This is a genomic window from Spirillospora sp. CA-128828, assembly GCF_050945415.1.
Taxonomy (GTDB): domain Bacteria; phylum Actinomycetota; class Actinomycetes; order Streptosporangiales; family Streptosporangiaceae; genus Spirillospora.
In genome coordinates this window covers 2,174,566-2,197,563 of record NZ_CP191986.1, presented here as the reverse complement: position 1 = coordinate 2,197,563, position 22,998 = coordinate 2,174,566, and the positions used below count along the sequence as shown (strand labels likewise).

General features: G+C 71.8%; 20 protein-coding genes and 1 pseudogene. 9 read left to right on the top strand and 12 right to left on the bottom strand.

Going from position 1 to position 22,998, the window contains the following annotated elements:
- Positions 1–465 precede the first annotated feature (465 nt).
- Positions 466–1,899, top strand: a complete 1,434-nt coding sequence (locus tag ACQPXG_RS11055; protein WP_433467551.1) for a DEAD/DEAH box helicase — start codon at positions 466–468, stop codon at positions 1,897–1,899.
- A gap of 53 nt (positions 1,900–1,952) precedes the next feature.
- Here the strand turns inward: ACQPXG_RS11055 and ACQPXG_RS11050 are convergent, their stop codons facing one another.
- Complete coding sequence (locus tag ACQPXG_RS11050) at positions 1,953–2,678, bottom strand: glycerophosphodiester phosphodiesterase (RefSeq protein WP_433469940.1); 726 nt, start codon at positions 2,676–2,678, stop codon at positions 1,953–1,955.
- A 78-nt stretch (positions 2,679–2,756) separates the two neighbouring features.
- On the opposite strand from ACQPXG_RS11050, the gene ACQPXG_RS11045 reads away from it, so the two are divergent.
- Both ACQPXG_RS11045 and ACQPXG_RS11040 read left to right on the top strand, forming a co-directional pair.
- The gene (locus tag ACQPXG_RS11045) at positions 2,757–3,641 is read left to right on the top strand and encodes an alpha/beta fold hydrolase (RefSeq protein WP_433467550.1); all 885 of its coding nucleotides are present in this window, start codon (positions 2,757–2,759) and stop codon (positions 3,639–3,641) included.
- A 33-nt stretch (positions 3,642–3,674) separates the two neighbouring features.
- Positions 3,675–4,508, top strand: a complete 834-nt coding sequence (locus tag ACQPXG_RS11040; protein ID WP_433467549.1) for an NmrA family NAD(P)-binding protein — start codon at positions 3,675–3,677, stop codon at positions 4,506–4,508.
- Between the two features lie 39 nt (positions 4,509–4,547).
- On the opposite strand, the gene ACQPXG_RS11035 is transcribed toward ACQPXG_RS11040, so the two are convergent.
- Entirely contained in the window at positions 4,548–5,474 is a 927-nt protein-coding gene (locus ACQPXG_RS11035) for an SDR family oxidoreductase (RefSeq protein WP_433467548.1), read from the bottom strand.
- Positions 5,475–5,502: 28 nt separating this feature from the next.
- Here ACQPXG_RS11035 and ACQPXG_RS11030 point away from each other — a divergent pair, with 28 nt between their 5' ends.
- Positions 5,503–6,069, top strand: coding sequence for a TetR family transcriptional regulator (locus tag ACQPXG_RS11030; protein ID WP_433467547.1), 567 nt, complete (start codon positions 5,503–5,505; stop codon positions 6,067–6,069).
- Between the two features lie 53 nt (positions 6,070–6,122).
- On the opposite strand, the gene ACQPXG_RS11025 is transcribed toward ACQPXG_RS11030, so the two are convergent.
- From ACQPXG_RS11025 to ACQPXG_RS11015, 3 genes are all read right to left on the bottom strand, one after another.
- Positions 6,123–6,563, bottom strand: a complete 441-nt coding sequence (locus tag ACQPXG_RS11025; protein WP_433467546.1) for an N-acetyltransferase family protein — start codon at positions 6,561–6,563, stop codon at positions 6,123–6,125.
- 160 nt (positions 6,564–6,723) lie between these two features.
- Positions 6,724–6,996, bottom strand: coding sequence for a hypothetical protein (locus ACQPXG_RS11020; RefSeq protein WP_433467545.1), 273 nt, complete (start codon positions 6,994–6,996; stop codon positions 6,724–6,726).
- A gap of 496 nt (positions 6,997–7,492) precedes the next feature.
- Positions 7,493–8,548: a TolB family protein gene (locus ACQPXG_RS11015; RefSeq protein WP_433467544.1), complete on the bottom strand. Its 1,056-nt coding sequence runs from the start codon at positions 8,546–8,548 to the stop codon at positions 7,493–7,495.
- Between the two features lie 303 nt (positions 8,549–8,851).
- Here ACQPXG_RS11015 and ACQPXG_RS11010 point away from each other — a divergent pair, with 303 nt between their 5' ends.
- Together ACQPXG_RS11010 and ACQPXG_RS11005 are read left to right on the top strand one after the other, a co-directional pair.
- A complete protein-coding gene (locus ACQPXG_RS11010) occupies positions 8,852–9,214 on the top strand; it encodes a hypothetical protein (protein WP_433467543.1) in 363 nt (120 codons plus the stop codon).
- Between the two features lie 180 nt (positions 9,215–9,394).
- On the top strand, positions 9,395–9,787 hold the full coding sequence (locus tag ACQPXG_RS11005; RefSeq protein WP_433467542.1) for a hypothetical protein: 393 nt from the start codon (positions 9,395–9,397) through the stop codon (positions 9,785–9,787).
- On the opposite strand, the gene ACQPXG_RS11000 is transcribed toward ACQPXG_RS11005, so the two are convergent.
- On the bottom strand, positions 9,784–10,278 hold the full coding sequence (locus tag ACQPXG_RS11000) for an Imm21 family immunity protein (protein WP_433467541.1): 495 nt from the start codon (positions 10,276–10,278) through the stop codon (positions 9,784–9,786). The genes ACQPXG_RS11005 and ACQPXG_RS11000 overlap by 4 nt on opposite strands.
- A gap of 194 nt (positions 10,279–10,472) precedes the next feature.
- Here ACQPXG_RS11000 and ACQPXG_RS10995 point away from each other — a divergent pair, with 194 nt between their 5' ends.
- Positions 10,473–10,667, top strand: coding sequence for a DUF1059 domain-containing protein (locus ACQPXG_RS10995; protein WP_433467540.1), 195 nt, complete (start codon positions 10,473–10,475; stop codon positions 10,665–10,667).
- A 5-nt stretch (positions 10,668–10,672) separates the two neighbouring features.
- A complete protein-coding gene (locus ACQPXG_RS10990; protein WP_433467539.1) occupies positions 10,673–10,969 on the top strand; it encodes a hypothetical protein in 297 nt (98 codons plus the stop codon).
- Between the two features lie 48 nt (positions 10,970–11,017).
- Here the strand turns inward: ACQPXG_RS10990 and ACQPXG_RS10985 are convergent, their stop codons facing one another.
- From ACQPXG_RS10985 to ACQPXG_RS10965, 5 genes and pseudogenes are all read right to left on the bottom strand, one after another.
- A complete protein-coding gene (locus ACQPXG_RS10985; RefSeq protein ID WP_433467538.1) occupies positions 11,018–11,821 on the bottom strand; it encodes a class I SAM-dependent methyltransferase in 804 nt (267 codons plus the stop codon).
- 14 nt (positions 11,822–11,835) lie between these two features.
- A complete protein-coding gene (locus ACQPXG_RS10980; protein WP_433467537.1) occupies positions 11,836–12,267 on the bottom strand; it encodes an acyl-CoA thioesterase in 432 nt (143 codons plus the stop codon).
- On the bottom strand, positions 12,264–14,495 hold the full coding sequence (locus ACQPXG_RS10975; protein WP_433467536.1) for an SDR family NAD(P)-dependent oxidoreductase: 2,232 nt from the start codon (positions 14,493–14,495) through the stop codon (positions 12,264–12,266). Before ACQPXG_RS10975 ends, ACQPXG_RS10980 begins: the two co-directional genes overlap by 4 nt.
- On the bottom strand, positions 14,492–16,228 hold the full coding sequence (locus tag ACQPXG_RS10970) for an ACP S-malonyltransferase (RefSeq protein WP_433467535.1): 1,737 nt from the start codon (positions 16,226–16,228) through the stop codon (positions 14,492–14,494). Before ACQPXG_RS10970 ends, ACQPXG_RS10975 begins: the two co-directional genes overlap by 4 nt.
- A gap of 683 nt (positions 16,229–16,911) precedes the next feature.
- A pseudogene (locus tag ACQPXG_RS10965) lies at positions 16,912–18,060 on the bottom strand (beta-ketoacyl synthase N-terminal-like domain-containing protein); the annotation flags it as partial.
- Positions 18,061–18,662: 602 nt separating this feature from the next.
- Here ACQPXG_RS10965 and ACQPXG_RS10960 point away from each other — a divergent pair.
- On the top strand, positions 18,663–21,041 hold the full coding sequence (locus tag ACQPXG_RS10960) for a SpoIIE family protein phosphatase (RefSeq protein ID WP_433467534.1): 2,379 nt from the start codon (positions 18,663–18,665) through the stop codon (positions 21,039–21,041).
- A 233-nt stretch (positions 21,042–21,274) separates the two neighbouring features.
- Here ACQPXG_RS10960 and ACQPXG_RS10955 read toward each other — a convergent pair whose 3' ends face one another.
- Positions 21,275–22,996: an MFS transporter gene (locus ACQPXG_RS10955; protein ID WP_433467533.1), complete on the bottom strand. Its 1,722-nt coding sequence runs from the start codon at positions 22,994–22,996 to the stop codon at positions 21,275–21,277.
- Positions 22,997–22,998 lie beyond the last annotated feature (2 nt).

Sequence of the window (22,998 nt, the reverse complement as noted above, 5' to 3'; positions counted from 1 at the left end):
CGCGCGCCGGGGGCTTCCCCCTTCGCGGATTGTCCGGATGTGGCCGTCCGCGCGCCGCCTTCCGTCCGCCCCGCGGGCCCCTGTCCCCGGGCCGCGTAACGCCTGGCGAACCTGGGACGGAATAGATGAAACCGTGGAAACGTTGCATACGAAGATCGGCTATTGGTGTATGCAATCAACGGTCGGTACACTGCGTCGCGGAGTGTGACCGCACGCAGCCACAGCGAGTGACTGCTTTCAACCCCTGACTGCGGTCGCCGAGAGATTTGAGCAACGGCTGGTCCCTCCCGTGCGAGCGCGCGGTCAAGGAACGGCGGACACGCCCGCCACGGCGGAGCCCCGCCGGCGAGCCGCGCCGCACCCGGGAGCGGAGACCCCGCATATTGGAGGCTGAAAGCCCTGACTACCTTTCGTGAACTCGGGGTCGTCCCCGAGATAGCAGACGCCCTCGAAGCCGAAGGCATCGTGGAGGCGTTCCCCATCCAAGAGCTCGCCCTGCCGATCGCGCTGGGCGGCCACGACATCATCGGCCAGGCCCGCACGGGCACCGGCAAGACGCTCGCGTTCGGTGTGTCGCTGCTGCAGCGCATCGAGCACGGCGGCCGCGAGCCGCGCGCCCTCGTGGTCGCGCCGACCCGCGAACTGGCCCTCCAGGTCACCGACGACCTGCTCGTCGCCGGCGGCAAGCTCGGCACCCGCGTCCTGTCGGTCTACGGCGGGCGCGCGTACGAGCCGCAGATCGAGGCGCTCCGGGACGGGGTCGACGTCGTCGTCGGCACCCCCGGCCGGCTCCTCGACCTGGTCAAGCAGAAGCACCTCGACCTGTCCAAGATCGGCATCCTGGTGCTGGACGAGGCGGACCGCATGCTCGACCTCGGGTTCCTGCCCGACATCGAGCGGATCATCGAGCGGATCCCGGCGCAGCGCCAGACGATGATGTTCTCGGCGACGATGCCGGGCGAGATCGTCGCCCTGTCCCGCCGGTACCTCACCCGCCCGACCAACGTCCGCGCCGAGTCGCACACCGAGTCGGACGCGACGCCGCAGGTCGTCCAGCACGTGTTCCAGGCCCACCAGATGGACAAGCCGGAGATGCTCGCGCGTCTCCTGCAGGCCGAGGGCCGCGGGCTGACGATGATCTTCTGCCAGACGAAGCGGGCCTGCGACCGGGTGGCCGCCGACCTCGCGCAGCGCGGCTTCGACGCCGCCGCCGTGCACGGCGACCTCGGGCAGAGCCAGCGGGAGCGGGCGCTGCGCGCGTTCCGCAACGGCAAGATCGGTGTGCTGGTGGCCACCGACGTGGCGGCCCGCGGCCTCGACGTCGACGACGTCACGCACGTCGTCAACTACGAGTGCCCCGACAGCGCCGACACCTACGTGCACCGCATCGGCCGGACCGGCCGCGCGGGCAAGGAGGGCGTCGCCGTCACGCTGGTCGACTGGTCCGACCTCACCCGGTGGAAGCTGATCAACGGCACGCTGGACCTGCCGTTCGCCAACCCGGAGGAGACCTACTCGACGTCCCCGCACTTCTTCGCGGCGCTCGGCATCCCCGAGGGCACGAAGGGGACGCTGCCCAAGGAGCAGCGGCACGGGCGCGCCGGGCTGGACGCCGAGGAGCTGGAGGACATCGGCGAGACCGGCAAGATCCGGAGCCATGTCCGCGACCGGGACCGGGACCGGGAACGTCCCCGGCCGCGCCGCCGCAAGGGCAACCGGACCCGCACCCGCGCCGGCAAGCCGGTCGAGGCGGCCGCGGCGGAGGCCGAGACCGCCGCGGACGGCAACGTCGTCGACGCGGTCGCCACCGAGCGCAAGCGCAGCCGCACCCGCCGCCGCACCCGCGCCGGCAAGCCCGCCGCGGCCGGCACCGAGCCCGCCGCCGAGCAGACGGCCTAGCGGGTTTCAGAGGCAGTAGGTCCGTCCCGCCGAACCAGCCGCGAGACTCCCGTTCAGTCTCGCGGTTGCGTTCCGGGCCGGCCTTCGTCGCGCCCAGGCGGAACCGACCGGTCGCCCCGCAGCCGCAGGGCGGTCTCCGGGTAGTCGGTGATGAGGACGGCGACGCGTGGGTCGCAGAGGAAGCGCCGCATCACCGGTTCCGCGTTGACCGTCCAGATCATCGCCGGTATCCCGGCGCGGCCGCACTGGCGCAGCACGCCGACGCGGGCGAGCCGGTGGTTGAGGGCGACCATGTCGGCGCCCGCCCGGCGGATCAGCCGGAGCGGGGCGAAGTCGTGCGCGGCGCCGCGCTGCCACAGGCTGCGTCCCACCGACAGGGCCGTCCGCACTCCCGGGAAGCTCTTCTTGATCTCCATGAGGGACGTCACCTCGCCGGTGGTCACCACGAAGTTCGCCGGCCCGAAGGCCTCCATCGCGAGGGCCACGGTCTCGTGCTCGCAGCCGCGCTCCTTGAGGTCGAGATGCCCCTGCGCGCGGCCGGCGATGATCTTCATGGCGTCGCCGACCAGCGGGACGGGCCGGGTCGCGAGCTCCTGGATCCGGTCGTAGCTGAGCCGGTTCAGCCGCAGCCCGCCGATCTCCGGGTCGTGGTGGACGACCAGCCGGCCGTCCCCCGTCCGCCTGATGTCGATCTCGACGTATTCGGCGCCGGACGCGACGGCCTCGCCGAGACCCGACAGGCCCGCTTCGTCACGGCGGTGCGCGGAGATGGCAGGCATCGGAAGCACGCTGGTGACGCTACCACCGAAACTTTTTCACCGAAGTCCGTTGCCGACCTTTGACTATGGTGGTCCCCCGTGAGTACGCCCCGGTTCGTGAGTCTGCCCCCCGGCGTCCGCCGGACGACCGTCGAGACCTCCCGCGGCCCGTTCGCCGCGCTGGAGGCCCTGCCGGGATCGGGCGTGCCCGAACGCTGCCCCGCGCTCCTCGTGCCCGGTCTCACCGGCAGCAAGGAGGACTTCCTCGCCGTCCTGCAGACCCTCGCCGCGTCCGGCCGCCGTGTCGTGGCGATCGACATGCGCGGACAGTACGAGTCCCTCGGGCCGGACGACGAGTCCGTCTACACCCGCGCCTCCCTGGGCGCCGACATCGCCGCCCTCCTGACGGCGCTCGGCCCGGAGCCCGTCCACCTGGTCGGCCACTCGTTCGGCGGGCTGGTGTGCCGCGAGGCCGTCCTCGCCGGGGCCCGGCCCGCGTCGCTCACGCTGATGAGCTCGGGCCCGTCCGCCGTCACCGGCCAGGCCGCCGCCAAGGCCCGCGCCCTCCGCGACGCGATCCCCGAGCTCGGCATGACGCAGATCTGGGAGATCAGCCTCGAACCCGACTATGTGGGGCGGGGCGTCCAGCGCGAGATCGTCGCCTTCCTCAAGGCCCGTACGCTCGGCAACTCCGAGAAGGGCCTCGCCCGCATGTCGGACGAGATCCTCACCGCCTCCGACCGCGTCGGCGAACTGGCCAAGCACTGCGCCGACACGGGCCTGCGCACCCTCGTCCTCTACGGCGAGGACGACGACGTGTGGGATCCTCGCGTCCAGGCGGCCATGGCGGAGCACCTCAACGCGCCCAAGGTCGTCATCCCCAGCGCCGCGCACTCCCCCGCCTGGGACGCCCCCGAGACGACGGCCGCCGCCCTCCGCGACCTCTGGTACGACACCGAACGCACCCTTCGCTCGTCCGCTTGACCTCCAGCGCGGTTGAGGTTCTACGTTCGCTCCGTGAGCGAATTTCTGGTGACCGGAGCAACGGGCCGGGTTGGTCGGCATGTCGTGAACGCGCTGGCCGAGGCAGGGCACGACGTCCGTGCACTGGTCCGCGAGCCGGGCAAGGCCGCGCTGCCGGACCAGGTGGAGATCTTTCAGGGTGACCTGGCGTCCCCCGATGCGGTGGAGCGTGCGGCGCGGGGCGTGGACGGCGTCTACCTGATGTGGCCCGGACTGCCGGTCGAACCCCGCGTGGTGGACGCGATCGCGCGGGGCGCCCGGCACGTCGTCTACCTGTCCACCGACGTGGCCGACCTCGCGGACGACGAGCCCGCCACGTCCTTCCACCAGGAGATCGAGCGGCAGATCAGGAGGTCAGGGGCCGGCTGGACGTTCGTCCGTGCGATCGACTTCGCCGCGAACACGCTCGCGTGGGCGGGCCAGATCAGGCGGGGCGTCGTCCGCTGGCCGTACGGGGACGCCGCACGGTCGCTGATCCACGAACGCGACATCGCCGACGTCGCCGTGCACGCGCTCACCACCCCCGGCCATGACGGGGCCGCCTACGTGATCACCGGACCGGAGTCGATCAACCACCGGGAGCAGGTTCGCGTCATCGGCGAGGTGATCGGACGCGAGGTGCGCTGGGAGGACCTCCCGGCGGAGATCGCCCGCGAGGAGCTGACGGCGGCCTGGGGTGACGCCGACTTCGTCCAGGCCAGGCTGGATGCATGGAAGCGGTTCGCGGACGAGCCGGAGCGCGTCACCGACACCGTGGAACGCCTGCTCGGCCGTCCCGCCCGCACGTTCCGCCAGTGGGCCGAGGACCATGCCGCCGACTTCCGCTGACCGCACCGCCCGCCGGGCGCGGACGGTGCGGGCGACCGGTCAGGCGGTCTGGAAGTAGTGGCCCTTGTCGAGGTCGTCGACGAGCCCTGGCTGCGTCGGCCGCCACCCCAGCAGCTCGCGGGTCATCGTGCTCGACGCCGGGGCGTCGGAGCCGATGAAGCCGCTCATCCAGCCGAAGTGCCCGGCGGCGTCCTCGGGGGCGACGGAGGCCACGGGGACATCGAGATGACGGCCGATCACCTCGGCGACGGTGCGGATCGGCACCCCCTCGTCGGCGGTCGCGTGCAGCGCCGCTCCCGCCGGAGCCTTCTCCAGCGCGAGCCGGAACAGGTGCGCGGCATCGAGTGCATGACCGGCGGGCCAGCGGTTGGCCCCGTCCCCGATGTGGCCGGAGACGCCCCTGTCGCGGGCGATGCCGACAAGGGACGCCAGGAAGCCCTTGTCGCCCTGGCCGTGCACCGTCGGCGGCAGCCGGACGACGGACGAGCGGACACCGCGGGACGCGAGCGAGAGCGTCAGCCGCGCGGTGGCCAGCCGGGTCTGCGGCCCCGGGCCCGGTTCCTCGGCCGGTTCGCGGTCGAGCCCGTCCCGTTCGGTCGCCACGCGCCCCGGGGCGAGGCCGAGCAGCCCTGAGGCGAGGACGAACGGCCGGTCGGAGCCGGCGAGCGCGTCGCCGAACGTCTCGACGGCACGGCGGTCCGCGTCGGCGGCGTCCTGGAAGCCGCCCGAGAACGCGATGTCGTGCTTGAACGCGAGGTGGACGACGCCGTCCGAGGCGGTGGCGGTACTGCCCAGAAGGTCGAGGTCGTCAAGGGTGCCGCGGCACACCTCGGCGCGGGCCGCGGTGAGGGCGGCGGCCGAGGCGTCCGAGCGTGCGAGCCCGGTGACCTGGTGGCCCGCCTGGACGAGTTCGGGGACGAGGGCCGAGCCGATCCAGCCGGACGCCCCGGTGACGAAAACGCGCATGAGAAACCTCCGGTGAAGCCGGCCGGGCATGGGGCGATGGGAGCCGAACGCGCGCGGCCGGCTCGAACGGGCGGCGCTGGACCTCTACGGCGAGCGAGGGTTCGAGAAGACCACGGTCGCGGAGATCGCCGGCCGGGCCGGGCTCACGGAGCGCACGTTCTTCCGGCACTTCGCCGACAAGCGCGAGGTCCTGTTCGGCGGCTCGGCCATGCTGCAGGAAATGCTCACGGGCGCCGTGGCCGACGCCCCCGCCGCCGCGACGCCACTCGACGCGACGGCCCACGCTCTCGCGACCACCGGTGCCGTGTTCGAGGGACGCCGCGAACACTCCCGCCAACGCCAGGCCGTCATAGACGCGAACGCGGAACTGCGCGAACGCGAGCTGATCAAACTCGCCGCCCTGGCCTCGGCCCTGGCCGAGGCCCTACGCCTTCGCGGCGTCCCGGACACGGCCGCGGCCCTGACCGCCGAGGCGGGAATCGCGGTCTTCAAGGTCGCCTTCGAACACTGGATCAACGAAACCGACGAGCGAGACCTGCCCCAGCACATCCGGGAGTCTCTGGACGAACTCAAGTCCGTGACCGCAGGCACCTGACCGCCCGCCGGATTGCGAGTCGTCTAACAGGCAGGTTCGGCCGTGGGGCCCGGTCAGTCGCCGAGCGGGTAGTCGTAGCGGATGAAACCGTGGAAGCGCGCCACCTTGTCGTACAGAGCGCGCGCGGGGACATTGTCCTGCTTGGTCGTCCAGTACAGGCGGGTGGCGCCCCGCTCCCGCGCCTCCTCGGCCACCTGCTCGATCAGCGCCCGCGCCGCACCCTGACCGCGCGCCGCCTCGTCAACGAACAGGTCCTGGAGATAGCAGGAATCGGCGGACCAGAAGGTGACGTGGAACAGATAGTGGGCGATGCCGACCAGCCGCCCGCTCGACCACGCACCGATGCCGTGCAACTCCGCGCCGCTCAGCAGCCGCTGCCAGGTCACCTCATACCCCTCATCGGGCACGACGGTGCGGTAGAACGCCTTGTAGCCGCGCGCCAGCACTTCCCAGGCGGCACGGTCCTCTGGACGCAACGGCCTGATATCGATCACGGCCACTCATCCTCGCACACGACCCTCCAGCCCAGCCGCAGAGGCGAAGTGTTGCGCGTCAGAGGAAAGTCCGGCCCCGCGTGAACGCCGCGGGGCCGGACTGTGTTGTAAGGACCGGCCGGATACCGTTCCTCAGGAGTGAATGCCGCCGATGCCTTCGCTAGAAGAGGGCGGTGATGTCAATGCCGCCGTCACCGCCACCGTCACCGTCGTCGTCGATGACGAAGACGACGACCACGATGCCGAGGGCGGCACCGATGACCCCACCCGTGGCCGCGCCGGCAACGCCGAAGAAATAGGCGCCGGCAAAGCCGCAGCTGAGACCGCCCAGGCCGCTGCCGATGGCGCAGCGGAGGCCGTCGAGGCAGCCGCCGACAATGAGTGCGATGAGGGTGATGGCGACGACCACGCCAATCTCGGTAGCGCTGAACATGGTGAGGGACCTCCGTTGTCGTCTGGCCCGCGCGCTTAGCGCGCGAGCGATTTTGCTTTGGATTTCGCCCGTAGTCCGTGGGCTTCAGGGTTTACCGTGCCTCAGTCCGCTCCTACCGCCACTGCGCGCCTCTGGGACGGTGGCGATTGGCGTCGCGTCCGGGACCGGCTCCTCACGGCCGACACCCTTGATGGAGGTTGCCACCGGGAGGCAGGTGAGGACGGTCCATCCTTGTGTCCGGCGCACGGGTGGTCTCCCGGTGGACGAGCACGGAAACCGCGTCTACCCCAACGACGCGAAGACCAGCACCATCGGCGGCCAGACGAGTGGCCTGCGCACCTACAGGGGCGCCGGCGGCCACTACTACGGCGGCTGAGGGGCCGGATATTCGCGGCGTAGCAGGCATCCTGCCGCCGCATGTACGTGAGTGGGCGGGAGGGGTTTCCCTCCCGCCTCACCTTTGGGATTCAGGAACGGCCCCCGTCCTGGGTTCTTTCTAGTTCTTGTGGGTCAACGCCCTGGTGCCGTAGAAGACGTCGTCGTACAGATCGTTGACGCAGACCATGGGCTGCTCTCCGGGCGACGACATGATGGTCACCGCCTCGCGGCTTGTCAGGGCCAGGTAGGGCTGGAGCACGGGCTGGGGATCGATGGAGCGGTAATTGATCTTGCCCCATCCCGTGTCGACAAGATGGTGCCAGGGTCCGTCGTCTTGGGCGATCGCCACGATCACACGGCCGAAATGCGCGTAGGTCCGGCAGCCGAGTTTCCAAGGGGCCTGTGCGAGGTCGAACTGGCCGGTGACCACAGGTTCAACGGCACCATCCCGCCAACTGTGGAGGTTCCACCAGCCCGTCCGGTTGGAAATGAAATGCAGCACCCCAGCCGGACTCCAGGAGGGCTGACAGACCGACTCCTCATCGCTTCCCGCGACCAAGGTCACGTTCTCGATCGTTTGATCTGAGCTCAGGTCGGCCACCCAGAGTCGGGAACCATCCCAAGGTTTGCGCGGTGCGTCCCACGAAACCCAGGCCAAGCGTCGCCCGTCGGGACTGGGCGCCGGGGATGTGTAGAAGTCTTGGCCCGAGACGATCACCTTCGGCAGAGCCGAACCATCCGCAGGCAGTGCCACCAATTCATTGACGACCTCGCCTCGTTCGTGGCGTTCCCGCACACAGATCAGGACGTTCGTCGCTCGGATGAGCTGTAGATCCGCATAGCGCAGTGACTGCGGGGACGGTGGTTCCGGCGTAATTGGTTGTGGTGTCGGTCCGGAATCGCCAAGGCGGGCCCGATAGATGCGCTGGTCGCCTGCGCGGCAGAACCAGATATCGTCCGCAGTGGCGAGATAGGCGCCCGCGTCATAATCATGCACGTTCGACGCAACACGGAATCCCGCCGGCAACACCTTTTCAGCGTCCCTTGAATCTGGCCATCGCGACTGCGGATCCTCATCTGGAACCGCGCTTCGCCGCACCAGCACATCGCCGTCAGGACCGCACTCCATCCAGTAGACCGTGTCCCCGACGGCCTGGACGGCCTTATAGGACACCGAAGCTCCTGCATCTGGTTCCGCTGAGGCCGACTCCACGCTCGCCACCCAACCACCGGAGATCACGAACCGCAACCGCCCGGTCCCGGAGATTCCCAGAGCCCAATTCCTCTGGCCTAGTTCCGGGGGGTGGTGATTCTTGGGGGAATCTTCGGTTACCGCGCCGGTACGTGTTCTTGAACAAATCGGCTCGGCGGCTCGTTTCGGTTGGTCGGGGCGGGTGGGGGGTGGACGGTTGCCGACGTAAGACGTCCGGCAATGCCGTGGGCCGGACGTGACCAAACGAGGAAGACGGAGTCGAAAATGAATTCGATCACGTGGTCACCGCTGTATCGGACCGTCAGGGCGTGCGTCGCCCAGGTCCTGTACACGCTCGCACAATTGGTGCTGCTGCTCGGGGGCCTGGAGGCCTGGAAGGAGCAGAGCACTCTGGAGACCTTCACGCTCCTGGCCCTGTGGGTGTTCATGTGCTGCATGAACATTCTCCGCTGGGGCGACAGGTCGGATCGCCTCTACAACCTCTGGGACCAGCGCGCCCAGAACCGGAGCGGCGTCTGGAAGAAACTCGGTGCGGGTATCGCCACCGCCATGGCGATCTCGCTGGCGATCTACGTCCTCGGGTTCTTCGCGATCATCGCCACTCTCTCGCAGCACTCGGCGGCCTGACACCGCCGGGTTCCCGACACCGCGGCCGCGGTCGGCGGGGTTGGTCCGACGCGACCACACCCCGGCGGCCGCGGCCGTTCCTGTCGGAAGCCCCGCCCTGCAGCGCCGCACGGATCAGCTCGTTGCCCGCCACACCAGCGCGCGAGTAGTCCATAGACCGAGGACGCGCTCCAGCGCGCGGTGGCGGTCGCCAAGGAGGCCGCGGACCTCGATCCCGACCCGACCGCCAGGCTGGCCAACCTCGTCCGGGCGCACGTCCGCGAGCAGGGGACGGGCGCCGAACTGTGGAACACCAGCGCCCGCGAGATGCCGAGGACGGACGCCGACGGAAGCTGGACGCCCGTCCGCGACCTGCGCGCCGTGTTCGGGCGCATCTGGAACGAGGTGCTGCGGGCCGGCGTGGAGGCGGGCCAGTTCGAGCTGCGCGACCTGTCGGTCACCCGCCTCTCGCTCCTCGCGATGTGCAACAGCGTCAGCACCTGGTACCACCCCGGCGGCCGGTTGTCCCTGGACGAGCTGGCCGACCTGATGGCCGAGATGGCCCTGGACCTCGTCCGGGGCCGGCGCGGCTAGGGCACGGGAGTGAGCTGGACGAGGATCATCCAGTTGCGGTCGTCCTGCCTGTAGGCGGCGCGGACGCGGTAGCGGGCGGCGGCCAGGTCGATGGTCAGGTGGTTGCCGGGCTCCGGGGTCGCGCCGGGCCAGGCCGAGTCGAAGAGGACGATCGGGCCGTCGACGCCCCAGGTGATCTCTTCGTCCCACGTGATGTCGTGGAGGGCCTGCCTGGCCGCGGACACGAGTCCGGCCTCCGAGTCCGCGGCGGCCCAGCGGAGGAAGAGTCGCTCGTCGGGCAGGTAGGTCGTCGTGGCGGGCTCGTCGCCGAGGACGAGGGCCTGCCCGGCGCCGATGTCGACCAGGCCGATGTAGCCCTCGACCGCGCACGCGCGCCCGTAGTCGCCCCACGTCTCGACGGGGCCTTCGTCGTCCGTGGCGCCCTCCCAGCGCGCGAGTTGGGACGCGGGCGCGGCCAGCAGCGGGCCCCCAGCGGACTCGACCCAGTCCATCGGCTCAGCCTCTCTTCAGCGGAGGCGTCACCGTACACCGCGCCTCCGACAGCTTCCCTCTGACATGGGCATATGTCACGATTGATAGGGAGTTGCCATGTGGTGGTGGTGTGGCGGGAACGGGCCTGGACGGCCGGCGCCGCGAAGCATGATCGCGACTCGCGCGCGCCGGGGCCGGGCGGCGAGGGGGAATCATGCGCAAGGTGGCCGACTGCAGGGAGATGCCGAGCGAGTCCGGCTGCACGCTCACCATCAGCGGCGAAGAGGACGAGGTCGTCCGCGCCGCCACCGAGCACGCGGTATCGGTGCACGGGCACGAGGACACTCCGGAGTTGCGTGAGGAGATCCGCACCCACCTCAAGGACGAGCGAGCGATGGCAGGAGGTTGAGACACATGAGCTTCGTACAGATCATCGAGTACGAGACCGACCGCCAGGCAGAGCTGGACGGGCTGTTCGACGAGTGGGCGTCCGCGACCGAAGGCAAGCGCACGGCGACGCACGAGTTCCACACCCGGGACCGCGAGAACCCGGCCCACTTCGTGGACATCGTCGAGTTCCCCTCCTACGAGGAGGCCATGCGGAACAGCGATCTGCCCGAGACCAGGCAGATCGCCGAGCAGATGCAGGCGCTGTGCCGCTCCGGCCCCCGGTTCATGAACCTGGACGTCATGCGGGACGACACCCTGTGAAACCTCCGGCGCGCCCGCGGACGCCGGAGTGCCCGCGGGCGCGGCGCGTCAGACCGTCGCGGTGAAGAGGTGGTTCATAGGGAAGCCGAGGGTGTCGCGGGGCAGCGGCGGCCACGGCCAGCGGCCGAACGAGGCACCGTCCTCGCCCGGCAGCCGCAGGTCGCCGGGCGTCCAGCCGCATGAGTTCAGGAACTCCTCGGGGCGGTCGGTGCCCCAGAGCCAGGGGCAGCCGTCCGCGCGCAGGCGCGCCAGGCCCTCCTGGGTGAACTCGCTGATCATCGACTGGTGCGCGATCAGGTCGCCGGCCAGGACGCTGCCGGGTGCCGAGCTTGCGGCGAGCCGCTCCAGCAGTGTCCGGGCGTCGGGTTCCGGCAGGTAGAACAGCAGCCCTTCGGCGATCCACAGGGTGGGGACGGACGGGTCCCAGCCGGCCGAACGGAGCGTCTCCTCCCACGGACCGGTCAGGTCGGTGCCGATGCCGCGCCTGTCGCAGCGGTGGACGGCGTCCAGTTCGGCGAGCCGTTTCTCCTTCCACTCCATGAGGCCGGCCTGGTCGAGTTCGTACAGGACGGTCGCGGACGCCCAGTCCAGCCGCACTGACCGGGTGTCGAGGCCCGCCGCGACCAGGACGACCTGGGTCCGCGCGGAGCGTCCGATTACCTCGTCGAGCCAGCGCGTCCGGATCGCGAGGAACTCGGTCGTGCCCGGATTGTCGTAGCGTTCGAAGCGGGCGAAACCCTCGGGACCGGCGAGCGCCTCGGCGAGGTCGTCGGTGAACAGGGCGTCGGGGCGGCGCGTCTCCACCGCGCGGGCGGCGGCCGTCCAGCGGGCCGTCGCGGATACGCCTTCCATGGTCGTCTCCTTCTTCAGCGGCCCGCCGACACGGCGTCCATCAGGCGGCGCATCGACTCGGGGATCCGGGCGGGGGCCATGTTGCCGTCGGCGTCCGCGCGGACGCAGGCGACGCGCTGCTCACCCGTGGCGACGAGTTCCTCACCGGACGAAACTTGCCTCCAGTACTCGAACTTCATCGTCAGCTGCGTCTGGCCGACCTCGCCGAGCGTCATCCGGACCGAGACCTCGTCGAAGATGGTCAGCTCCCGCAGGTAGTCGCACTGGCAGCTCACGGTGAGCAGCCGCACGCCGTCCCCGAAGCCGGCGACCACGTCCGGGGTGAACTCGCGCAAGCACAGTTCGCGGGCGCGTCCCTGCCAGCTGATGTAGTTGACGTAGTTGACGTTGCCGAGCAGGTCGGTGTCCTCGATGGTGACGATGTGCCGGTACTCGTAACCCTTCACAACGCGTCCTCCGTGAGGACGGCCAGGACGACGGGGTCGGCTACGCCGCGGAGGCCGGTGGCCATGGTCGCCACGCGATGGTCGCCGGCCGCCAGGACGGCCCATCCGTCCTCGTGGGTGGAGAGGAGCGTGAACGGGGTGCCGGCGGGCAGGCCAGCCTTGACCGCCGATTCGCCCGCCGCCCAGACGCGGGTCGCGGCCGTGTCGAAGTCCTCGTCCAGCGTCCCGGCCAGCGCGAGGCCGTCGGGACCGAGCAGGCCCGCCCAAGTCTCGCGGTCGCGGGCCGTGACCAGCTCCAGGTCGCAACCGGGCGTGCTGGTCGCGAGGGTGACGCCCGCGCAGTGCGAGATCGACACGGCCCGGCCGTCGCCCGCCTCCGGCTTGCCGTCCGGGCGGTGCCGCAGCCGGACGTCGCCGCCGAGCAGCCGCCGGACGGCGAGCTCCGCGGCCGCGCGCCGGGACGCGCCCTCCGGGTCGGTGTCCACGATCGCCCTTCCCGCGAGGCCGAACTCCACGAGGGCGTGCTCCACGTAGGGGCCGAGCAGCGTGGGCACCCAGCCCGCGGGCAGCGGGAACTTCTCGACCATCCGGGTCGTGAAGCCCTCCCAGGTCTCGATCAGCTCGCCGTCCTCGTCGGTGACGTCCATGTCCCAGCAGCCGTCCTCCACCCGGTGGCGGGCGTGGACGAAGGCGGCCGTCGCGCCGGCCGCCGGCCCGGGGACGAGCCGCCGCACCCCCGCCGGGATCGCCAGGACCGTCGGGGCGCACAGCGCGAGCGGCTGCATGTACGCGTCGCGGGCGGCGGGATCGCCGAGCAGCAGCCGGCCGGGCAGGTACCGGCCGAACCAGTCGACGCGCGTGTCGGGCAGCAGCCGGGCGGTGACGTGCTTGGCGTCCGCCCGCCGGATGTCGCCCATCAGCCGGAACCGGGGCCCGTGGAACAGCATCGGCCCGTACAGCTCGGTCTGCGGATCGATCGCCATCGGCGGCAGCGCCGCGTTCTCCGGCCGGACGAGCCCGCTGCCCTTCGGCTTCCCGCCGGGCGCCTCGCAGACCGCGCGGAAGTGGTCCATCTGGAAGTTCGTGGTGCTGCACCGGACGACGGCGCTGACGCTGCCGGGCGAGGTGCGCAGCACGGCGACCCGGACGGTGACCGTCGCGTCCGCCGGGACGGCGATCGCCCGCAGGAACTCCACGTCGGTGAGGACCGGCACCGTTTCGGACCCGAGCAGCGCCGCCGCGCCCTGCGCCATGATCTCCATCCCGACGGTCCCTGGCAGGACGGCCTCGGTGCCGCCGCCGAAGACGTGCTCGGCGAGATAGGGGTCGCTGCCCCAGCCGACGTCGGCGTCGGCGACCAGCTCGATGCTCGGATAGTTCACCCGGGGCCGTTCGAGGAAGCGCAGCAGCGGCAGCCGGCCCGCGCCGAACGACACCGTCGGCATCTCGCCGAACCGCCCGGTGACGACGGCGACGACGGGCGCGGCCGGGTCGGCGACGAGGTCGCGCAGCATCGCCACGCCCTGGTCGGGGGTGATCGTGGTGACGCCGGCGCGGGACAGGTTCTCGACCGAGCCGAGCCGCTCCCCCATGCCGACGCCCGACCACAGCGACCATTCGACGGCGCGGAACCGGCAGTGCGGATGCTCGGCGGCGAGCCGTTCGACCAGGTCGCTCTGCCATTCGTTGGCGACGGCGTAGTGGGCCTCGCCGCGCAGGCCGGCACGTCCGGTCATGCTGCCGAAGGTGACGACGAGCCGCAGCCGGGCGGTGTCGACGGCGCCGAGGACGGCCTCCAGCCCGGCGACCTTGGGGTCGATGGTGCGGGCGTAGTCGTCGTCGGTCAGCTCGTCCAGCAGCTTCGGGACGTTCCCGCCCGCGCCGTGCAGAACGGCGGTGACCGGGCCGAGGGCCGCCTCCGCCGCGGCGACGGCCGCGGCGACCCGGTCGGCGTCGGTGACGTCGGCGCGCAGGTAGCGGGCGGTGACGCCGGCGGCCTCCATCCGGTCGAGGTTGGCGGTCAGTTCCTCGTCGCCCGCCGGGTCGGAGCGTCCGACCAGGGCGAGCCTCGCGCCGCTCTCCCGCGCCAGCGCCAGGGCGCATTCGGCGGAGATGCCCTTGCCGCCGCCGGTGACGAGCAGCACGTCGTCCGGGCCGAGCGGCAGGTCGGTGCCGCGCGGCTCGACCGGCGCCAGCACGGGCTCGCGGCGGACGCCGTCGTGGATCACCTCGCGGAAGCGGCTCGTGGCGGCGGCCTCGGCGGCGACCCGGTCCGGGCGGCGGGGTCGTCCAGCGGGGCGGTCACGACGGTGGTCGCCACCCAGGGCGCCTCCAGGTGCAGCGTCTTGGCGAACCCGGCAGCGCCGGGGCCGTCCTCGACGAAGACGCAGCGCGTCACGTCCTTGCCGGCGAGGACGGCGGCGGCGCCGTTCCGCAGCGTGGCCAGCCGGTCTCCGCCGGACGGGACGATCACCAGCACGCCGTCGCCCAGCCGCGCGGACTCCAGCGCCGCGCGCAGCGAATCCGCGGCGGGATGGTCGCCGACGATCTGCCAGGCGCCGTCCGCCCGCGGCGCGGAGCGGCCGGGTACCGGGACCTCGCGGCGGTCCACCGCGAAGGCCCGCACCCACGGCCCCACGCCCGGCGGGACGATCTTCGCGGCGGCGGCCTCGGTGTTCTCCGCCCCGGCCGCCCCGCCCGCGACCAGCTCCTGCAGGGTCTCGGCGACCTGCCCGAGGGTCGCGGTCGCATAGCCGGTGGGAGCGGCGGGCTCGGCCAGCTCCAGCGTGCGCATCGCCTCGCCGACGAGCTCCGACACCACGATGGAGCTGAGGTGCAGGTCGTCCAGGAACTTGCTGTCCGCCTGGACGGCCTCCAGCGGGAACTCGGCGCGGCGCGCGACCAGCGTGCGCAGGAGCAGCAGCGGATCGTCGGTGTCCACGTCCTCCGGGACTCCCTCGTCGGACGCGGCGCCGGGCATGGCGGCACGCGCCGAGGCGCCGGCGAGCAGCGCGGCATCGACCTCGGGGACGATCTCGCAGAAGTTGCCGATGAACGCCGGCTCGCTGTCGGGGTCGAACGGCCGGATCAGCCGGTCGGCGAACAGTTCGGGCACACGCACGCCCGCGCCGACGGCGAACGCGGCGCCGAGCGCGGCGAGCAGCCCGGTCAGGGAGTCCTCGTCGGTGCGGGTCGCCACGGCCGGGACGCCGGTGATCTCGCCGGCCAGCTGGGTGAGGACCTGCCCGGGCCCGACCTCGATGAGCAGGTCGGCGCCCCCCGTGCCTGTCCTGTCCGAGGAGGGACGACCCCCCACACCCCCCGAAGCGCCTTCGGCGTTGTTGACCGCAGCAGTGAGGGCCTCGGCGAACAGGACGGGCGCGGTGATCTGCTCGCGCAGCAGGTCGCGCAGCTCGTCCGGCGTCAGCGCCGGGGACAGCGGCGCGCCGGTCACCGTGGAGAACACCCGGCGGCGCACGGGCGCGAGCGGCTCGCCGCGCAGCCGGCCCTCGAACGCCTCGGCGGCGGGAGCGACCAGCGGCGAGTGGAACGCGTGCGATACCGGCAGCCGGACCGCCCGCAGCCCGGCACGGGTGGCGCGGCCGATGACCCGCAGCAGCCCGTCCGCCGGCCCTGACACCACGGTCTGCCGGGGGCCGTTGTGGCCCGCGATGACGACCCCGTCATCCTCCTCGGCGAGCAGCGCGGCGACGGTTTCGGCGTCCGCGGTGATGCCGGCCATGGCGCCGTCGTCCTCGGCCAGCTCGCTCATCGTCGCGCCGCGCGCCGCCGCGATCCGCAGCAGCGCGTCCTCGTCGAGGGCGTCGGCCCAGTGCAGCGCGGTGATCTCGCCGAGGCTGTGCCCGACGGCGGCGCGGCCCTCCACGCCCAGCGCGGTGAGCACCCGCAGCCCCGCCGCGGACGCGGTCGCGATGCGCGGCTGGGCGACCGCGGTCTCCACCTGGTCAGCGCCGGCGGGCAGCGCGGCCGTCTTGTACAGCTCGTCCACCGACTCGAAACGGCGGCGCAGCGCCCCGCCGTCCGAGCGGGTCCCCGAGCCCTGGCCGGGGAACAGGAACACGATGCCGGCCGGATCGGCCGGGCCACCGACGAACACCCCGGACGCCGGTCGATGTGGCGGGGCGTATCCTCGGCGGCCAGCTCGGCGACGCGGCGGAGGGCGTCCGCGAGCTTCGCCGGGGTGCTCGCGACGACGGCGGCGCGCCACGGCCGCCGGTCCAGCCGCCCGGCCAGGTGGGCGGCGAGGTCGGGCAGCTCCGACCGGGCCGCCGCCTCCGCCGCGGCGGCCAGCGCGGTCGCGCGTTCGGCGAGCTCCGCGGGCGTGCCGGCGTCCAGGGTGAACAGCTCCGCGTCCTGCGGCGAGTTGATCAGCGTCCGGGCGCGGGTGCCGACCCGGACGCGCCGGGACGGCCGCGGCGCCTCGACCACCAGGTGGGTGTTGATGCCGCCGAAGCCCATGGCGCTGACGCCCGCGCGGAGCGGCGCGCCGTCCGGCCACGCCTCGCCCTTGCGCAGGACGCGCAGCGCGTCGCGGCCCTCGTCCAGCAGCGGGTGCGGACGCTCGCAGCCGGTCGTCGGCGGCAGCACGCCCGCGCCCACCGACAGGACGCTCTTGATCAGCCCGGCGACGCCCGCGGCGGCCTTGGTGTGCCCGATGTTGGCCTTGATCGAGCCGACCGCGGCGGGCGGCGCGGACCCGCCGGCCGCGCGGCGCGCCTCGATCAGCGTCTCCAGCTCGGCCGCGTCGCCGACGGCCGTGCCGGTCCCGTGCCCCTCGAAGTAGGCGACCTCGTCCGGGCCGAACCCGGCGCGCCGGTAGGCGCGGTCCAGCGCCAGCCGCTGGCCGTCGGTCTCCGGACGGGTGATGCCGCCCGCCCCGTCGGACGACACGCCCCACCCGTCGATGAACCCGTGCACGCGGTGGCCCTTCGCGACCGCGTCCTCCTCGCGCATCAGCACGACCATGCCGCAGCCCTCGCCGGGCCAGAACCCGGCGGACCGCTGGTCGTAGACGCGCATCTCCTCGACGGCCAGTGCGCCGGCCCGGGAGAAGCCGATCAGCTCGGTGGCGTCGACGCTGATGTCCACGCCGCCCGCGACCGCGAGGTCCATGTCGCCGGTCAGCAGCGAGTTGCAGGCGGTGATGACCGACAGCAGCGACGACGCGCACGCGCCGTCCACCACGTAGCCGCCGCCGTTGAAGTCGAAGTGGTTGCAGATGCGGCCGGCGATCGTGTTGGACAGGCCGCCCGCCAGCGAGTCGCCGTCCGGGACGGGGAAGGGCGCCTTGTAGGAGTGCTCCAGGTCGGCGAGCAGCGTCGCGAGCCGGTCGGTCTCGACGTCGCCCTTCAGCGCGTCCGCCACCACGCGGCGGACGTACGGCCAGCGCAGCCGCATCTGCGCGGCGCGGATGCCCTCGCCGGTGAGGGAGTTGCCGACGAGCACGCCGGTGGTCTCGCCGGGCGCGCCGCGGCCCTCGGGGAATCCGGCGTCGGCCAGCGCCTCGGCCGCCGTCTCCAGCGCGAGCCAGTGGGTCAGGTCGGCGTTCCGGTAGGTGGAACCGGCGACCTTGAAGCGGACCCGGTCGAACTCCCAGTCGCGCAGCAGCGCCGCCTCGGTGATGTAGATGTGGTCGGCGGAACTCCGGTCGGCGTTGTAGTAGTCCTCCAGCCTGACCCGCTGGGACGGGATGCGGCGGAACGACCGCCGCCCGGCCAGGACGTTGTCCCACAGCTCTTCGGGAGACGAGGCGTCCGGGAACCGGCACGCCATGCCGACGATCGCTATTCGAGAACTCACATGCACCCAATGCGCCTGCGCATTCCCACGGACCCCCGTTTCGGGCATGCCGGAACAAACATCGGTGTCCCGAGGGTGAGAAAATGCGGCAAAGCCGTGACCGACCATTCTCGGAGCGTGCGGAACCCATGCCGGAGACCGCACCCGTTCCAAGATCAATCGCTAAGTTACTCGACTGTAGGAAGTCGGCTCAGCCTCCGTCAAGGGCCCAGGAGCAGCATTTAGAACGGACTTCTAGACCATGGACGCCCCCTGTCTGCCGCACTGTCCTCGGTCTTGCTCACTTACGCCCTGCCGTCCTGCGGCGTGCCCTGTTGACCGTTTCACGGGCCATTCTCCATACACGCCGCGACCACAAGAAAGCCGAGTGTAATAACATGGCCATTAATGCTCGTCGTGCCATCCCGATTCGGCGGCGCGTCCGGAGAAATCCGATTGCAGAATGGGCGATCCGGCCGGCCGGGGGACCCGTGGCACAGGCCGGAGCCCACCGCTGACACGAGAGATCATCGGGTCGGCGGTGCGGCCGTGTTGCCGGGTTGACCCCGTGCGACACGGGGGTCATCGTGGGTTGTATGACGAGTGCCGACTTCACGGCGATCGTCGATGCGCGGGGGATCGTGACCGGATGGAGCGATGCGGCCCTACGGTTGACGGGATACTCGGCTGAGGACGTCGTGGGCCGCCCGGCGACCGGACTGTTCGCCGGAGACTCCCTCGAAGCGTGGACGGCGGGCGCGCTCCCCCGGGTGGTCGTCCTGCGCCACCGGGACGGGCATCCCGTCGAACTGGCCCTGCGGGCCTGCCCCGTCCTGGGCGGGGACGGCGAACCGCAGGGATTCGTGGTCACCGCCACCGCCCCCGGCGGGCCGGAACCGACGGTGGCCGAGCGGGTGTTCCAGCAGGCGTCCGTCTCGATGTCCGCCTTCGACACCGGCCAGCGCTATCTGCGGCTCAATGACGTGGCCTGCCAGGTCATGGGGGTCTGCGAGGATTCGCTGACTGGCCGGTTCTACGGGCACACGGTTCCGGAGGACCAGACCAGCCTGGGTTTCCTCCGGCATCTGCGCGAGGTGGCCGAATCCGGGACCCCCTCCCACTACGAGAGCTACACGCACGCGCCCTCGGGGACCCGGGAGCACGCCTGGAACATCGAGATGTGGCCGGTCCGGGACGGCTCGGGCGAGGTCGCCGCGGTCGGCCTGGCCGCTTTCGACAGCAGCGAGCAGCACTGGGCCCGGCAGCGGCTGGCCCTGCTGAACGAGGCCTCGGCGACCATCGGCACCACCCTGGACGTGGTCCGGACCACTGAGGAACTGGTGGGGCTGGCCGTTCCGCGCTTCGCCGACTTCGCCAGCGTCGATCTGCTCGACTGGGTGCTGGCACCGGACATACCGGACCCTCCCGAGGCGGCGGCGGCGGCGCGTGCCGGCCTCGCGCTGCGCCGGGTCGCGCACCTGTCCGGAACCGCGGGAACGCCGGAGGCCGTCATCGGGCTGGGCGAGATGGACGCCTACCCGCCGTTCTCACCGCCCGCCCGGTCGCTGGCGGGCGGGCACCCCGTGCTCAGCGGGGCGGGGGAACCGGATTTCGACCGGTGGATGGCAGAGCACGCCGCGCGGGCGGCCAAGATCCACGAGCTCGACGTTCCCGTCCACTCGCTGCTGGCGGTGCCGCTGCGGGCCCGTGGGACCACGCTCGGAGTCGCGGTCTTCGTCCGCGCTCTGCGCCCGGAGTCCTTCGCCCGCGACGATGTCGCGCTCGCGGAGGAACTGGCGAGCCGGGCCGCCGTATGCGTGGACAACGCCCGGAGATTCACCCGTGAGCGGTCGACCGCGCTGACGCTCCAGCACAGCCTGCTGCCGCAGCGACTGCCCGGACAGGCCGCGGTGGAGGTGGCCCACCGGTATCTCCCGGCCGGTTCCCTGGCGGGCATCGGCGGCGACTGGTTCGACGTCATACCGCTGTCGGGATGCCGGGTCGCCCTGGTCGTCGGTGACGTGGTGGGGCACGGCATCCACTCCTCGGCGACCATGGGGCGACTGCGCACGGCGGTGCGGACCCTCGCCGACGTCGACCTGCCGCCGGACGAACTCCTCACCTACGTCGACGACCTGGTGGTCCACCTGGCGACGGACGAGAACCGTGACGATGACGTCGCGGAAATGGGCGCGACCTGCCTGTACGCGATCTACGACCCCATCTCGCGCGGCCTCGCCCTGGCCGGTGCCGGGCACCCCCCGCCCGCCCTGCTGCTGCCCGACGGCACCGTGCGGCTCGTCGAGATGTCCCCCGGACCCCCGCTCGGCATCGGCGGCCTGCCCTTCGAGTCGACGCGGCTCGAACTGCCCGAGGGCTCCATGCTCGCCCTCTACACCGACGGGCTCGTCGAGGGCCGTGACCGGGACCTCGACCGTGGCATCGAAGACCTGTGCGGGGCACTGGCCGCTTCCGGCGGCTCGCTGGAGGACGTGTGCGACACCGTGCTGGGCTCGCTGCCGGAACGGTCCGGTGACGACGTGGCGCTGCTGCTCGCCCGGACCCGCGCCCTGGGCGCCGACCAGGTCGCCACCTGGGATGTTCCGCCCGATCCCGCGGAGGTCGGCGCCGTCCGCAAGAACGTCCTCGCGCAGCTGGAGGACTGGGGGCTGGTCGAGACCGGGTTCGTCACCGAGCTGATCGTCAGCGAGCTGGTCACGAACGCGATCCGGTACGGCGATCCGCCCATCCGGCTGCGGCTGATCCGCGACCGCACGCTGATATGCGAGGTGTCGGACGCCAACACCACCTCGCCGCACCTGCGCCGTGCGCACGTCTACGACGAGGGCGGCCGCGGCCTGCTGCTCGTCGCCCAGCTCACCCAGCGATGGGGGACGCGGCAGACCACCACGGGCAAGACGATCTGGGCCGAGCAGTCGTTGCTGGAGCCGGGCGTTGCGTCCCATGGAACCTGACGCAGGTGAACTGGGGCGCGCCCCGCGCGCGCCACCGGCCGCCGCACCCTGCTGATCGCGTCCGGAGGCGCCGCCGATCTGCGCCGGGGCGACCCGGCTCTCCTGCACCCCGCCGACCGCCTGGTCCTCAACGACGTCGCCCCCGATGCCCTCCAGCACGCCCTCACACACCTGCCCGAGCCGGGGTGATCCCGCAGTCGGCATCGTGTTCCTCCCTGACGCGGCATCGGTCGTCAGTCGAGGCCTTCGATGATGCGGAGGTCGCGCTCGACGCCGTCGGCAAGTACGGCCAGCGCTTCCTGGTAGGCCGCAGTCTCGTATGCGGCGACCGCCTGTTCGAAGCTGTCGAACTCGATCAGGATGGTGCGCTCGGCGATTCCGGCGTCGCGTGCGACGACCCGGCTGCCGCGGGAGAGCAGCCGTCCGCCCGCGGCCTTGATGGCTGGACCGGCCAGCTTGTCGTAGGCAGCGACCTTCTCAGGGTCTGCGATGGTGCGGTAGGCGCTGACCCAGTAGCCCTTGGCCACGGTACCTCCTGTGTTCGGAATCGATGCTCGGAAGTATGCCCAGATCCATGATCGGCGCGCGAGGACGAGGCTGGTCATCGTCGTGATCGCCATCGCGGCGACGCCGACCAGCGCCGCGGTGGTGTAGGCGCCGTCGTCCGGGAAGAGGCGGCCGGTGTCGGTGCCGGCGGCCAGGACCAGACCGCCGATGGCGCTGCCCAGGGAGTACCCGACGCTGCGGACGATGTAGTTGAAGCTCATGGCGCTCGACGTCTCGCTCTTGGGCGTGACGGCCAGGATGACGCCGGGCATGGCGGCCGAGAAGCTGCCGACGCCGAAGCCCAGCATGCCCATGGCCACGAGCAGTTCGGCCAGGTTGGACCGGGCCGCCGCGAACAGGACGAACCCGCCGCCGACGATGGCGGCGCTGCCGGCCAGGAGGAGGGGGCCGTCGATCCGTTCGCGGAGCCGGGGCGTGAGCTTGCCGGCGACGAACCCCAGCACGGAAAACGGGATGAGGACCAGCCCCGCCACGAAGGTGGTCAGCCCGAAGCCGTAGCCGGCGCTGTGCGGCGTCTGCGCGTAGCGGGTGATGAGCGTGAGCAGGAGGTACATGCCGCTCCCGCCGACGAACATGGCGATGTTCGCCCCGGCGACCGCCGGGTGCCGTACCGCCCGGACGTCGACCAGAGGCGTCGTGCTGCGCAGCTCGGAGGCGGTCCAGACGCACAGCAGGAACACGGCGGCAACGGCAAGGGGCACCGCCACGGCGAGGTGTCGGCTCCACAGGCTCCTCTCGCCGGCCAGGAACAGGACGAGGAGCAGTCCGCCCGCCAGGACGAGCGCACCGGCCACGTTCACGTGAGCGGAGCGGCCTTCGGGAGCTGCGGGCATGGAGCGCCAAGCGGTCAGGAATGCGATGGCGGTGACGAGCAGGCCGAAGCCGTAGGCGGCCCGCAGTCCGCCGAACTCGGCGAGCAGCGCGGCCAGCGGGTAGCCGACGCCGGCTCCGATGATGGAGACCACTGAGATCAGGGCGATCGTGGCCGCGCCGCGCTCCTCGGGAAGATGGTCGCGGGCCACGCCCATCATCAGCGCCGTGAGACCGAGTCCGACGCCTTGGGCCGCTCTGCCGGCGAGCAGCCAGGCGAACGGCAGCGGCAGCACGGTGAGCGCGCTGCCGACGACGACGATCGCCAGCGTGGCGAGAATCGTGGCCCGTCGGTGCGGACCGGCGCCGAGCCGGCCGAGGACGGGTGTGGCGACGGCGCCGCTGAGCAAGGCGATGGTCAGCGTCCACTGCGCGCTGTCGAGGGAGACGTGGAACGTGGTCGCCACGCTGGTGATGAGCGGCGCCCCGAGGCTGGCGACCGCCGCCACGACCAGGGCGATGAACATCAGGGCGGGGACCAGCAGACGTGCCTCGGAACGTATCAGGGCAGTACTCATGG